Source organism: Arthrospiribacter ruber (genome assembly GCF_019343195.1).
GTDB classification, from domain to species: Bacteria; Bacteroidota; Bacteroidia; order Cytophagales; family Cyclobacteriaceae; genus Arthrospiribacter; species Arthrospiribacter ruber.
The window spans coordinates 26,667-39,920 of the sequence record NZ_RPHB01000004.1 but is presented as its reverse complement, the minus strand read 5'-3'; the positions used below and the strand labels follow the sequence as shown (position 1 = coordinate 39,920).

Here is a 13,254-nt window from a genome sequence, read left to right as displayed (position 1 = left end):
GTACGGCCTTTTTAATTTGATAACTTGAAGGAATTATTTTAAAATACTTTTAACCAAAAAAAACCAAACCAATGAAAAGACATGCAACTGCCGTATGGCAAGGATCAGGAAAAGAAGGTAAAGGACATTTGAGCAGCCAAACAGGGGTTTTGGATCAGACCCAATATTCATTCTCCTCCAGATTTGAAGATGGAAAGGGTACCAACCCGGAAGAATTGATAGCCGCAGCACATGCAGGTTGCTTTGCCATGAAGCTCAGCTTCGTGTTGGGTGAAAGTGGGCATACAGCCGACGAACTGAATGCCAAGTGTACCATTACTTTTGCCGATGGAAAAATCACACAGTCAAAAATAGACCTAAAAGCCAAAGTACCTGGTATTTCAGAAGGTGAATTTGAAAAGGCAGTAAAAGATGCAGAAAAGAACTGCCCTATTTCTGTACTTCTTGATACTGAAATCGTGGTAGAGTTCAGTTTAGAGTCCTGATAATATACATAAAGGCTGTTTCAGTTTTCAATTTGAAATTAGGAAGCACTTGCATTGTCTACTTCAAATGACTCCAGAGACAGCCTTTTTTACTTTTCTATCGAAAATGAAAAAGTGCTTCCTACACCTTCCTCGGATTCTACGCTGATTTTGCCTCCCAATAATTCCACATTTTTTTTGACTATTGCCAAGCCGATACCTGTCCCGCTGTATTCATTTTTTGCATGAAGTCTTTGAAAAAGGTTGAAGATCTTTTGATGAAATTCATGGCTGATGCCAATACCATTATCAGAAACCGAGAACTCCCAGCAATCTGAAAGTTCTTTAGATTTAATTTCAATCTCAAGGTCCACATCTTCTTTTGAGTACTTAAAGGCATTGCCAATAACATTTTGGAAAATCTGCATCAAAGGGGTTTTAAAGCTTTTGACTTTGGGCATATTCCCTACTTTTATCTGGGCATTTTTTTCCTGAACCCTTCTTCTGTTCAGTTCAAGGACATCGCAGACAATATCCCCGATGTTGATTTCCTGCTTGATGTCCTCATGCCGTCCAACTCTGGAAAACTCCAATAAATCTAGTATGATGTTTTTCATCCTAGCGGCCCCGTCAGTAGCAAAATGAATATATTGTTTGCCTTTTTCGTCCAGCAAACCATCGTATTTTCTTTCCAATAAGCCCAAAAAACTGCTGATCATGCGCAGTGGTTCCTGCAAATCATGGGAAGCCACATAGGCAAATTGCTCCAACTCAATGTTTGAGAAAGCAAGTTCCTGAACACTTTTTTCAAGTTTTTGATTGAGCATTTTAAGGGAATTTTCATACTCCTTCCTTTCAGTTACATCAGACATAGCGCCCAAGGCCCTTTTTGCCACTCCATCTTTACCTCTGATGAAAACAGCATGGTCTGTCACATAAGCTACTGAACCATCACTTCTGATAAACCTGTATTCTTCATTCCATACCTCATCTTTGATTTTACCGGACATGTATCGGAACATTTTTTCAGTAACCCGCTTTCTATCCTCTGGATAAATCTTACTGATAAAAAACTGAAAATCTACGTTTAACTCTTCCGGATCGTATCCAAATAAGTTTAAAAATCCAACACCCCAAAAGAGCTCATCTGTACTGGCATCATAATCCCAGATGGCATCATTGGTGGCTCTCGTAATGATTTCAAATCTTTCATTCGATGCTTTTACTTTTTCTTCTGCTGTTTTTCTATCATGGATGTCCTGAATACTTCCATATATCCTGACGCTTTTGCCGTCAATCACCTCTGGGTCCCCTATGGCCCTCACCCATCTTTCTTCCCCATCAGCCGTGACTATAATGGCTTCAAAATCAAAAGAAATACCTTTTTCCAATGCATTTTGAACATTTGATTTGGCCAAATCTCTAAAATCCTGCCTGTAAAATTTAAGTGCCGTTTTTAAATCAGGCTGAAAATCATGCGGTACTTTATGAATGTCACAAGCGATTGGTGTCCAGCTTAAGGTATTGTCCAATGTGTTCAGCTCCCATCCACCCAACTTGGATACTTCCGTAGCTACATCCAGTAAAATGGACATTTTTTGAAACTCAGTGACATCTTTTACGGTACCGATCACTCTTTTGGCTGTACCGCATTTATCCCTCAAAATTACCGCAGAATCCTCTACCCAGCGATATTCACCTTTACCGTTGAGCATACGGTATTTAACATTCAAAGCCGTTTCATTGGAATCATAAACGATGGAAAAAAATTTTTCCCTCATTTTGAGATCATCAGCAGGATAGCGCAAAGCATGAATAAAATCAAGGTTTTCTTTTAATCCCTTCCTTTTATGATGAAATATCCGCTCAAAACTTTTTCCCAAATACAACTCCTTTTCGTCAGGAAGGAATTCATATAGACTTTCAGAACTGGCTTCATTGAGGAGCTCAAACATTTCATTGACTCGCTTCAGCTCCCTTTCTGTCAAAATCCTTTCCGTAATATCTATTCCAGAACATTGTATTTCAGACGGCTCACCAGCTTCATCGCCAAGACATACAAAATCCCAAAGGGTTGAATTGATACTTCCATCTTTTGCAGGTTTATCCAAGTCTACTTTAAATACTTTACCGGGATTCCTGATACAATCGGCCACCACTCCGAACAACCTTTCATGGTGATAATCACAAATACTTTTTAGACAGTATTTACCAATGGGTTCATGGCCATGGATCCAGCCATATTCTTCAAGAAATTTTTTATTGACATAAGTATACTTTCCATTTAGATCCGTACGCAGCACGTAGTTAGTCTGAGATTCGAAAAAAACCCGGTACCTTGCTTCACTTTGTGCAAGTTTAGTCTGGGCCAGATATTTTTCGGTAATATCCCTTGAATTGGTTACAATACCCCCTATGGCAGGATCTTCTGTCATATTGGTGGCCACGGTTTCCAGCCACCTCCATTCACCTTGTTTATCAGCGAATCTAAATGGAGCTATTTCTACCCTTTTCTCAAAGAGTACCTTTTCAAGATCAGCTTTTACCCTTGCCAGGTCCTCAAGGTGCACAAAATCGAAGGCTCTTTTTCCGATCAAAAGGTCAGGACTTACTCCCAGAACCGTTTCAGAAGTAGGACTCACATAAATATAACAACCATTTTCATCCAAAATCGAAATCAGATCACCTCCATCTTGCACCAAGGCCTTAAACCTTCTTTCACTTTCCATGACAGACGTGATGTCAGTACTGTTGACAACAACTGCCCCAACTGCTTCATCGTCCATCAGGTTGGTCAAGGTACTTTGATACCATAAGTAATGTCCTGATTTGTGCCTAAACCTATACGGACTGGATTGGACGATTTTCTGAGTTTGCAATAAAGCGAACTCCATCATTATTTTTTCTTTATCATCAGGGTGAAAAAAATCAAATCCAATTTTCCGTTTAAGCTCTTCTGGCTTATAACCAAGTTTACTTGGGATATTAGGGCCTACTTCAAAAATTCTGGCATCTAAGTCCAGTAAAAAAAGCAAATCAGAGCCTTCTTCTACCAAAGCCCTGTATTTTCTTTCTTTCAGTTTCAGGGTATGTTCTGCCTCAAGGATCCCGGACATATCCATCCCAATACCAAAAATACAATGTTGGCCACGGTAAAAGATTTTAGAGGCCTTAAAGAAGAATGGATGCTCCTTTCCATCTTTGGAAGTAATGTTTGCCTTAACTTCACCTACCCCATTCTTATATACTCCTTCGATTGCTTTTTTAATTTTCTCAAATTCTAAAGGACTGTAAAGTTCACGGGGCTTAACATTGCCCATTTCACTATCTGAATATCCCGTAATATCCAATAGCACCTTGTTCCACATCAAATGACGGCCATCAGCATCAAGAAGATAAAAAGGCACAGGGAGTCCATCAAGAATAGATCGAACAAAATTCAGTTCTTCTTCAAGTCTGAATTCCAGCTCTTTTTCCTTGCTGATATCCATGATCAAACCACTTAATCGATGTGGCTTACCTTCTTTTTCAAAAACCTTCACTTTGTCTACTACCCAGATATATCCGCCGGATTTGGTCCTCATTCGGTATTCAAAAGTATGGTCCTCAAGCTTCTGCGTTTTTGAATGACAAAAATCTTTGGCAAAGTTTCTGTCGTCTGGATGAATGTGGTCTACCCAAAACGTATTAGATGACAACCATTCCTTTACAGTATATCCGAGAATGTTTTTGACCTGTCTACTGACATAAGAAAACTCAAAAGTATTGGCATCTGCCTCCCAAAAGATCCCTGCAGTATTTTCTATTAGTTTGTCCTTCAGCTCCTTTTCAACCCTCAACTCTTCTATAAGCACTTGTTTCTCCTGTTCTTTCAACCTCAATTCCAGTAATTTAACCACTTGTAACTGGAGTTTTTTCAATGCTTCAAGCTGTTCGCGCTCAAGTTCCCTAGGGATTGTATCAATCACGCACAGTGCTCCTAAAGTAACTCCATCATTCATTACCAAGGGCATTCCGGCATAAAATTTCAGCCCATCTTCCCCCTTAATCAATGGCATGTCAGAAAACCGGACATCCTCTTGTAAATTGGGAACAACAAGGGGTTTTGCTGGATCATCCAAAACACAGACACATACAGAATCCTCTATTGGTGTACGGTCAATTTCTAACCCATATCTTGATTTGAAAAATTGTTCATTTTCATCCAATAAAGTGATCAGACTGATAGGTGTCTTGCAAATGAAGGCTGCCAAAGAAGTAATGGCATCATATTCCTCCTCTGGAAGGGTATCAAGAATGTTCAGGGACTTTAATTTCTGTAATCTCTTTTGAATATTTGGGTTAGAAGAGGCTTTCATAGTGGTTTTTGGGGTGCGGGGCCAAAACTGACATCTGCCAGTTTGATGGGACTTCTTTTAATCGAACATATCCTCCTGCAGTTTATAAAAAAACTCGCAAAAAACTAAATGCTAAAATCAATAAATGAACGGAAGCAAGCTGTCAACAGTCTATATATTTAATAATTTTACAAAAGTCCATAGTAGACCTTTAGTCCATTCTCATACTTCTAATTATGATTTATTCTATCTCAGGTAAAAGAAATTCGTTATAAAAGTTAGCCGCAGCAAGTTGCTGAGGCATCAAAACATGTTCTGCCCCTAAGTCCTGAAGATATTTTTTATCCGTGGAATTTATAGCTGTAAGGTACAATTTACCCTTAAAATTTGCCCTTTGAAGTTTTAAAAGAAGATGCTTGGCTGATTCAGGCACTGGCACTGTATTGATGATACATTTTGCATTTTCATAAGGGATCTGACTGAGCAATTCAGGATCTTCAATATCGGCATAAACCACTTGTTTTCCTCTTTTGCTGTATTCTTTTACTACATTAGGATCAAAATCAACACCAAAATAAGAGCATTCATTTTCCATTTTGTCAATTTTCCCTGTAATCTCAGATCCAAGGCGACCAAGTCCAATGATGATCGTGTCATAGGATTTTTTCTTGGGAGCTTCTTTGTTTTCATTGGCATTCAATTTCTTCCTTTCAAAAATCGTAAGTACCGGAGCAATGAATCCATAAATCTGATGGGAGTACAAAATAAGGTAAGTTGAAAGGGCAATGGTAATCAAACCGACCAATGTGATCAGACCCAGAATTTCATCATTGATGTGGCCAACACTCAATCCAAGGCCTGCGAAAATCAGGGAAAATTCTGAAATCTGGGCCACAGTAAGGCCAGCTAGAAAACCAGTTCTTTTCTTGTATCCCATAATACCCATGATGACCAAAACTATAATTGGGTTACCTATCAAGACGAAAAACGAAAACACCAAAGCGCTAGGAACCTGCTCACCGATGACTGAGAAATCAAGCTCAGAACCCAAATTGACAAAGAAAAACAAAAGAAGGAAATCTCTAAGACTTGTCAGTCTACCGGATACCAAATCCTTGAAAGGAGAGGATGCCAATGTGACTCCCGCTAAAAATGCTCCTACTTCGCCACTGAATCCGATCAATTCCCCTACTCCTGCCAAAGCCACTGCCCAAGCAATGGCAAAAAGCGTCAATAGCTCTGCCGACTTGGCAAGAAAATGACTTACCCTAGGTATAAGGTATTTCATCATCAAAATGGTAAAGGCAACAAAAATCACGCTGTAGAGCAGTGTTTTCCCTATTTCTTCTATAACAGACCCATCTCCTTCTCTACCAATGGTTGCAAGTACTATCATTACAATGATGACTACCAAATCCTGTACAATCAAAAATCCAATGGCAATCTGACCATGAAGGGAGTCTATTTCCTTTTTATCCGATAGAAGCTTTACGATGATAATGGTACTGGAAAAAGTAAGCGCCACTGCTATATAAAAACTTTCAAGGTTGCCAAAACCTAAAGCCAAGCCAATCAGGTATCCGAACAAAGATGTAAACAATACCTGCCCCAGGCCTGTCATCAAAGCAATTTTTCCAGTTGACTGAATTAGTCTCAGGTCCAACTTCAGACCTACAATAAATAAAAGGATAGAGATCCCAATTTCAGCAAGTAGGTGAATATTTTCTTTGGATTGGACAATGTCCAAAAAAGATGGTCCAAGAAGAATACCCAAAAAGATAAACATCACAATCAGAGGCTGTTTTAAAAACTGCCCTATACCTCCCAGAATTGCCGCAAACAAGAAAATCAATGCGAATTCAGTAAAGGGATTTTTTGCTAACTCCTGCAAATACTCTATCATGGAAGAATGATTAAAGGAGCGAAATTATTATAAACCAATTCATTGATCATAAACTTTCTGAAAAGCTGATCAGTAAATGATCTAGACCCCTTCTGCACGACAAGAAAAGAGTGTTCAAAATCCTGATAGAATGATTTCAGTGCATCCAATGCATCATCTCCCATAAATAGTCTGCTTTCAGTGTCTGTAATTGGAGAAAATTCCGAACTGAGTTTTTCAAGAAATCGGCTTGATTTATCAAGATCATCTTGTGGGGTCACTACAGAGACAAATTCAATTTTATTGAGCTTACCGGAAAGAGATTGAATAATTTCCAGTAGTGCTTTTTCATTTAGCCCCTTTTTATAGTGTACGCTTACCATCAATTTTTCAGGAAGAAGCTCTCTTAATTCCTTAGGGACTCCGATAATAACATTTGGCAATAGGTCAATTAATTGGGTAGTGGTACTTCCGATCAGGAATCTGGAAATACTACCTGTACCTTTGATTCCTAAAACCACAATATCCTCAGGACTGATTTTTCCTGAATCTTTTATAAAAACAGTTAGACTTTCGGTAAATATATGTGTTGGTGTGTTGATATCCAGGCCAGCTTCTTCCAGCAGCTCATTGATCTGGCTTTTGGCTTCTCTCTTGAGATCATATTCCAAACGCAACCGTTGATCTCTATCCGTCAAAGTGGGAAATATCAATTCTATTTTGTGCAAAACAATTGTCTCCCATCCATATTGCTTTTTCCAAGCTGCTGCAAGCCTCAATTGTTCTAGGGCATATGATGAAAAATCCACTGCAACTATCAGTCTTTTGGACATGTTATTACTCTTTATAATTGAAAAACTAAAATACTACTATTTGTTGTATTGTCCTTCCTGATTTTGATAAAAGCAAATCCGTAATTAACCGGATTGCTGAAAAAAAACTGCCAGGCTTAAATGCATATCTTGTTTTAAAGCTTGAATATGCTTTCAAAACCTGGCAGGTTCAATTTAATCAAAGTAAAATATGAAATAATCTTCACAAAGATTAAGTGAATTCATTTTTAGGCAGCATTTCTTGCAGCATTGATAATCGCAAACATGGTTCTCAAAATCAACATTTGCAGGGTCCTGTCCTCTTTCCCCGATTCTAACATGGATTGAATGGCATACTGTTGTATAGTTATCACTGGCAAAACAATTTTTTCCCTGATAGCAATGGATTCCTTAGAGGTAAGGTTGTCTTGTAGTAATGTATCCATTCCTGAGACTTCCAAAAGCATCTGAATGGTACGTCTGTATTCTTCAAACATCAACTCCCAAAATTCAGCGTACTCCTCATTTTCCTTAAGGTAAGCTGTGGCTTTGTAGAAAGATTTGGCCAAGGATTGCATAGAATTACCCAAGAGTGACCTGAAAAACAAGGAATCCTGATAAAGTGTTTTGGCTTTTTCAAATTCTCCTTCCTCCTTAAGTTTGGACAAAGCAGCTCCCACACCAAAAAAACCTGGGATATTCTGCTTCATCTGGGCCCATGAACCCACAAAAGGAATGGCCCGCAAATCTTCAAATTTCAATCCGGAACCTTTTCCTCTTTTAAGTGGTCTGGAACCGATATTTACCTGACCAAAATATTTCAATGGGGTCACATGTTCTAAGTAAGGGACAAATTTTGGATGGCTTTTGAAGTCTTTGTAAAACTGATAGGAGATTCCCGCCATTTTTTCAATGATTTCCCTCTGTTCCCCACTTAGGTTTTTCTCAGAAGAAGGGTAAAGTTCATTTTCCAGGCCAGCGCAGAGCAACTGCTCCAAATTATAAGTACAGGAAACCTGCTTCCCATAATTGGCAGAAATGGTCTGCCCCTGAATGGTCACCTGGATTTCGGCATTTTCTACTTTTTCACCCAAGGAAGCATAGAAGTTGTTCATGTTTCCCCCTCCTCTGGCCGGAGGTCCGCCCCTACCATCAAAAAATACCACACTCACATCATACTCCCTTGACACTTTTGTCAGTTCTTCCTTAGCCAATAAAATAGACCAATTGGCACGGATATATCCACCATCTTTGGTACCGTCCGAGAAACCAAGCATGATGGTTTGTTTGGAATTTCTATTTTTCAAATGATCCCGATAGGCCTCGTTTTCATAGAGCTTTCTCATGATTTCAGGAGCTGCTGCAAGATCATCGATGGTTTCAAAAAGAGGTACGATATCCAAGGGAAGGTTTTTCACTTCCTTGCCAAATCTGAGTCTGGAAAGCTGAAAAACCTCAAGTATATGCAATGCCGATTGGCAGTTGGAAATGATGTACCGGTGCAATCCTTCTTCACCGTTATTTTGCTGTACGGTTTTGACCGCATCAAAGCTTTTCATCATTTCCTGATGGAATTCGTTTTTGAGTTGGGACTGATCCGGAATACCTTCAATATCCAAGAGATAAGAGATTTTAGACTCTTCGGAAAGCTTTTGGAATTTTTTCAATTCTTCTTTTCCCGACTTTACTTCTATCAACTCATCCCAAAGTCCATCATGCTTGCGGCTGTCCTGCCTTACATCCATATTGGCAAAATGGAAACCGAAAATCTTGACTTTCAGTATGAACTCGTCCAATTGATCCAGAAACAATCCATCGTGGTATTCCACCAGACCCTGACGGGCTTTCATCAGGTCTACTAAAAGCTCTTCTTTACTATTATAGTATCCCTTATTTTCAAAAAGTGAATTGAAAAGTCCATTTTCCACAGTCATCATAATGGGCTCCACGTTTTTGAAAGTAAGCCTTCTCCGCAGTTTGCGGATATCTCGGTAGTAGCATCTCAGAATCCACTTTTGAAGTCTTTCGGCAACTTTAACAGTAATATCGTGGGTGACAAATGGATTGCCGTCACGGTCTCCTCCAGGCCAGAAGCCCACTTTTAGCAGTCCAGGATTTTCCCATTCATGAAGAGGTACCTCAAGGGAGTTGAGCAATCGGGTAAGTATATCCGGAATACTTTGATAGAATACATTGACCAAAAACCAGATTAGACTGACTGCTTCATCTAAAGGGGATGGTTTCTCTTTATTGATAAAACCGGTTTTTCCTAACTGCTGAAGCAACAGATCAATACTGCCAAGGTCATTGTTTCTAATCGCTGATTCAAGATCGGTAATGATGCCCAAGACACTTCCTGGATAAAATTGCGTCGGGTGTGCAGTAAGTGTCAGTCTTACGGAAAAATTTTTCAACTTTTCGATCAGTGCCTTTTTCTTACCGTCATTTCCAGCCCTGGCGATCAAAGCCGAAACACTTCCTTTTCCTTTTAAGTCATGGATTTTTTCAAATGCTGCATCTTCGATAGAGTCAAAAAGGACAACTTGCCTCTCTACATATTGAACCATCTTGAAAAGAAGGTCGTGTCTTTCTTTGGCAGAATTGTTGGGCATCAGCTCATCAAAAAATCCCTCAATGATTTCTTTAGGGCTTTTATCTTTTTCAAAGCCCTCTTGGCATTTTGAAGACAGTATAGGCAGCAGAGTACCTGTCCTATGGATATCACTAAAAGGGAGATCGAGAAAAAGGCTGTTGTAGATCGTAAAACGTTTGGCTACTTCAGTTTGGTAATTGTTTATTGACATAGTAGGTTTAATGGTTAATAGGCTGTGAATTTAGTAAAAAATAAACATTAGGCCTTATTTATGTAAGAATCTTCAATAAAATTGTTGTTTTGATGCATTTTTGATATAAATACATTCGAAATGATGATTTTTTCATATCAAAACCAGTTGGATATTAAAAAAGCAAGGAACCTTTCAGGTAAAGATTAAATTTGTACTTTAGTATTTGAGTCAATCCAAGAATTCAACTAACCCTTTATGATTTTTGCAGTTATTTCAGGATTTCTAAGCGCTGCTTTATTACCCTTATTTTCCAAAATCAACAAAAACCTTGTGCCTAAGGTATATCCATTTGTTCCTCTGGGAATATTTGTTTACCTGCTATATTTGATGCCAAGCGTACTGCAAGAAGGAAGTTTGATGTGGAATTATCCATGGGTACCTAGCTTCGGGGTTGATCTGGTATTCCGACTTGATGGTCTTTCATTGCTCTTTGGATTACTTATTACAGGTATAGGTACGCTCGTATTTTTTTATACCTCTTATTATCTTAAAGGAGATGAATACTTGGATCGGTTCTATGGCTACCTGAGCATGTTTATGGCTGCTATGTTGGGGCTGGTTTTCTCTGATAATCTTATTTGTCTGTTTGTATTCTGGGAGTTGACCAGCATCAGTTCTTTTTTCCTCATTGGCTATAAAAATAATGACCCTTCTTCCAGAAAATCAGCTTTGACAGCATTAGGCATAACTGGATTTGGAGGATTGGTTTTGCTGGCGGGACTGATCTGGATGGGTTTTGTCAGCGGCACTTTTTCTTTTACAGAGCTGATTACCACTCCTGAGGTATTCAGAGAGCACTCGTCCTATATCTGGATAGTGGTTATGGTTTTTGTGGGAGCATTTACCAAATCAGCCCAATTCCCTTTCCACTTTTGGTTGCCTGGAGCCATGAAAGCTCCCACTCCTGTAAGTACCTATCTGCATTCCGCTACGATGGTGAAGGCCGGGATCTATCTATTGGCAAGATTTACACCAATCCTTGGAGGTACAGCTATCTGGCAGGAGACTTTGATAATTGTCGGAGGCATCACCATGCTTTTTGCGGCAGTTCATTCACTTTTTAGGACAGATTTAAAAAGCATTCTGGCCTACTCTACTATTTCCGCTTTGGGAATCTTGGTATTTCTTTTGGGGGTCGGTACACAAGATGCCCTCTTAGGTGCAGGTTTATTTATTCTGACACATGCGCTTTACAAAGCAACTTTGTTTTTGATTACCGGAATCATAGACCATGAGACCGGAACCAGAGAAGTCACCCGCCTGGCGGGTTTGCAGAAGGTAATGAAGCCTGTAGCTTTTGCAGGATACCTAGCGGCATTATCAAGTGCTGGGGTTCCTATGTTTTTAGGCTTTATCAGCAAGGAAATCATGTATGAAGGAGTATTTCACTCCAGTTCGCTTGCTTGGGTTCTTACAGCTGCTTTGGTCATTACCAAGGTGATTTTATTCGTCGCAGGATTTTGGGTAGGTGTTAAGCCATTTTCGGGAAACCTGCCAGCTGAATACCAAAAAGTCCATTTGCCCAATCCATTACTTTGGGTTCCTCCGTGCATCTTGGCTGTATTGTGTTTGCTTTTTGGAGTTTTGCCAGCAGTATTGGATGGATTTGTACAAGCTGTTTTCATTAGTTTGGTTCCTGAGGCTCCAGAAATCCATTTGGCCATCTGGCATGGTTTCAACTGGATATTGGGGATGAGTTTGGTGACTTTGGCTTTGGGATTTGGCCTGTACCTCTTTTTCAAGCCTTCGACTAATTTGATTCTCAAAACACAAACTTTTGATAATTTATCTCCTATTAATATAGCAGAGAGTGGCGGAAGAATATTTAAAGCTTTTGCCTGGAAGTGGACCGGTTTTTTTCAAAACGGTTATCTCCGAAATTATGTCATCACCATTTTGCTTTTCCTCACAGTATTGGCCGGATATCGGCTTTATGATGGAGTGGATATTCATTTGGATTGGAATCAGATTTCCCAGATAACACCTTCAGAATTTTTGGTGGTAGTATTGATGGTGGCGTCTATTTTCTTTGCCCTGATTACTAAAACCAGAACAGGGGTAATTGTAGCATTAGGAATTGTTGGACTGGCCAACTGTCTGTTTTTCCTCTACTATTCTGCTCCAGACTTGGCGATGACACAGTTTTCGATTGACACATTAACAGTCTTGTTGTTTATGTTGGTGTTGGTTCAACTTCCCAGAAACCGCTCCTTTTCATCTAGAAAGGTAAGGCTTAGGGATGGGTTTCTTTCGTTGATGTTTGGGAGCCTGATTGCGATTTTGGCTCTGGAGGTTTTTGAAGCTCCTTCTTATACAGAAGTTTCGGACTATTATGCAGAAAACGCCTATATACTGGCCAAAGGGAAAAATGTAGTAAATGTGATTTTGGTAGACTTTAGGGGCATAGATACTATGGTAGAAACAGTGGTGCTGGTCATTGCAGCCATAGGGGTTTTCAGCCTTTTAAACCTTAACCTCAACCCTTTTAAAAAGAACTGATTATGAAGTCTTTGATATTTCAAACGGCCTCCAAATACCTGCTTCCCTTGCTGCTGTTGTTTTCGGTATTTATCCTGCTCAGAGGGCATTACCTTCCCGGTGGAGGCTTTGTAGGCGGCTTGATGGCAGCGATAGCTTTTATCCTGCATTCCTTTGCATTTGGATTAAAGGAAACAAGGTCTATAGTCCGGTTGAATCCCAGGTACTTGATGCCAATTGGCTTGGCTTTATCCATAATGGCTGCTGTAAGTCCTTGGCTGGTCAATCTTCCGGTGATGACCGGGCTTTGGTATGACGAACCTATTAAGCTGATCGGGATGGTAGGATCTGCTTTGGTTTTTGATATCGGTGTTTATTTGGTAGTGATAGGTTCTACTCTTACCATTATGTTTTCTATTACAGATACGATTTGAC

At 39.6% G+C, this 13,254-nt stretch carries 7 protein-coding genes; 3 read left to right on the top strand and 4 right to left on the bottom strand.

Annotated features, from left to right (window positions below):
• Positions 1 to 71: 71 nt before the first annotated feature.
• Positions 72 to 485, top strand: coding sequence for an OsmC family protein (locus EGN73_RS08975; RefSeq protein ID WP_219288519.1), 414 nt, complete (start codon positions 72 to 74; stop codon positions 483 to 485).
• Between the two features lie 89 nt (positions 486 to 574).
• Here the strand turns inward: EGN73_RS08975 and EGN73_RS08970 are convergent, their stop codons facing one another.
• From EGN73_RS08970 to EGN73_RS08955, 4 genes are all read right to left on the bottom strand, one after another.
• Positions 575 to 4,822, bottom strand: a complete 4,248-nt coding sequence (locus tag EGN73_RS08970) for a PAS domain S-box protein (RefSeq protein WP_219288516.1) — start codon at positions 4,820 to 4,822, stop codon at positions 575 to 577.
• Positions 4,823 to 5,042: 220 nt separating this feature from the next.
• Positions 5,043 to 6,704, bottom strand: coding sequence for a cation:proton antiporter (locus EGN73_RS08965; RefSeq protein ID WP_219288513.1), 1,662 nt, complete (start codon positions 6,702 to 6,704; stop codon positions 5,043 to 5,045).
• Complete coding sequence (locus tag EGN73_RS08960) at positions 6,701 to 7,516, bottom strand: universal stress protein (protein ID WP_219288509.1); 816 nt, start codon at positions 7,514 to 7,516, stop codon at positions 6,701 to 6,703. Before EGN73_RS08960 ends, EGN73_RS08965 begins: the two co-directional genes overlap by 4 nt.
• A 227-nt stretch (positions 7,517 to 7,743) precedes the next feature.
• A complete protein-coding gene (locus EGN73_RS08955) occupies positions 7,744 to 10,299 on the bottom strand; it encodes a phosphoenolpyruvate carboxylase (protein WP_219288506.1) in 2,556 nt (851 codons plus the stop codon).
• Positions 10,300 to 10,536: 237 nt separating this feature from the next.
• Here EGN73_RS08955 and mbhE point away from each other — a divergent pair, with 237 nt between their 5' ends.
• Both mbhE and EGN73_RS08945 read left to right on the top strand, forming a co-directional pair.
• Positions 10,537 to 12,840, top strand: a complete 2,304-nt coding sequence (mbhE, locus tag EGN73_RS08950) for a hydrogen gas-evolving membrane-bound hydrogenase subunit E (RefSeq protein WP_219288503.1) — start codon at positions 10,537 to 10,539, stop codon at positions 12,838 to 12,840.
• Positions 12,841 to 12,842: 2 nt separating this feature from the next.
• Positions 12,843 to 13,253, top strand: a complete 411-nt coding sequence (locus tag EGN73_RS08945) for a Na+/H+ antiporter subunit B (protein ID WP_219288500.1) — start codon at positions 12,843 to 12,845, stop codon at positions 13,251 to 13,253.
• The last annotated feature ends 1 nt before the right edge of the window (position 13,254 follow it).

Excerpts from the sequence above, each read along its gene's own strand:
- EGN73_RS08975 (WP_219288519.1), top strand. The coding sequence starts at position 72 with ATGAAAAGACATGCAACTGCCGTATGGCAAGGATCAGGAAAAGAAGGT.
- EGN73_RS08970 (WP_219288516.1), bottom strand. The coding sequence starts at position 4,822 with ATGAAAGCCTCTTCTAACCCAAATATTCAAAAGAGATTACAGAAATTA.
- EGN73_RS08965 (WP_219288513.1), bottom strand. The coding sequence starts at position 6,704 with ATGATAGAGTATTTGCAGGAGTTAGCAAAAAATCCCTTTACTGAATTC.
- EGN73_RS08960 (WP_219288509.1), bottom strand. The coding sequence starts at position 7,516 with ATGTCCAAAAGACTGATAGTTGCAGTGGATTTTTCATCATATGCCCTA.
- EGN73_RS08955 (WP_219288506.1), bottom strand. The coding sequence starts at position 10,299 with ATGTCAATAAACAATTACCAAACTGAAGTAGCCAAACGTTTTACGATC.
- mbhE (WP_219288503.1), top strand. The coding sequence starts at position 10,537 with ATGATTTTTGCAGTTATTTCAGGATTTCTAAGCGCTGCTTTATTACCC.
- EGN73_RS08945 (WP_219288500.1), top strand. The coding sequence starts at position 12,843 with ATGAAGTCTTTGATATTTCAAACGGCCTCCAAATACCTGCTTCCCTTG.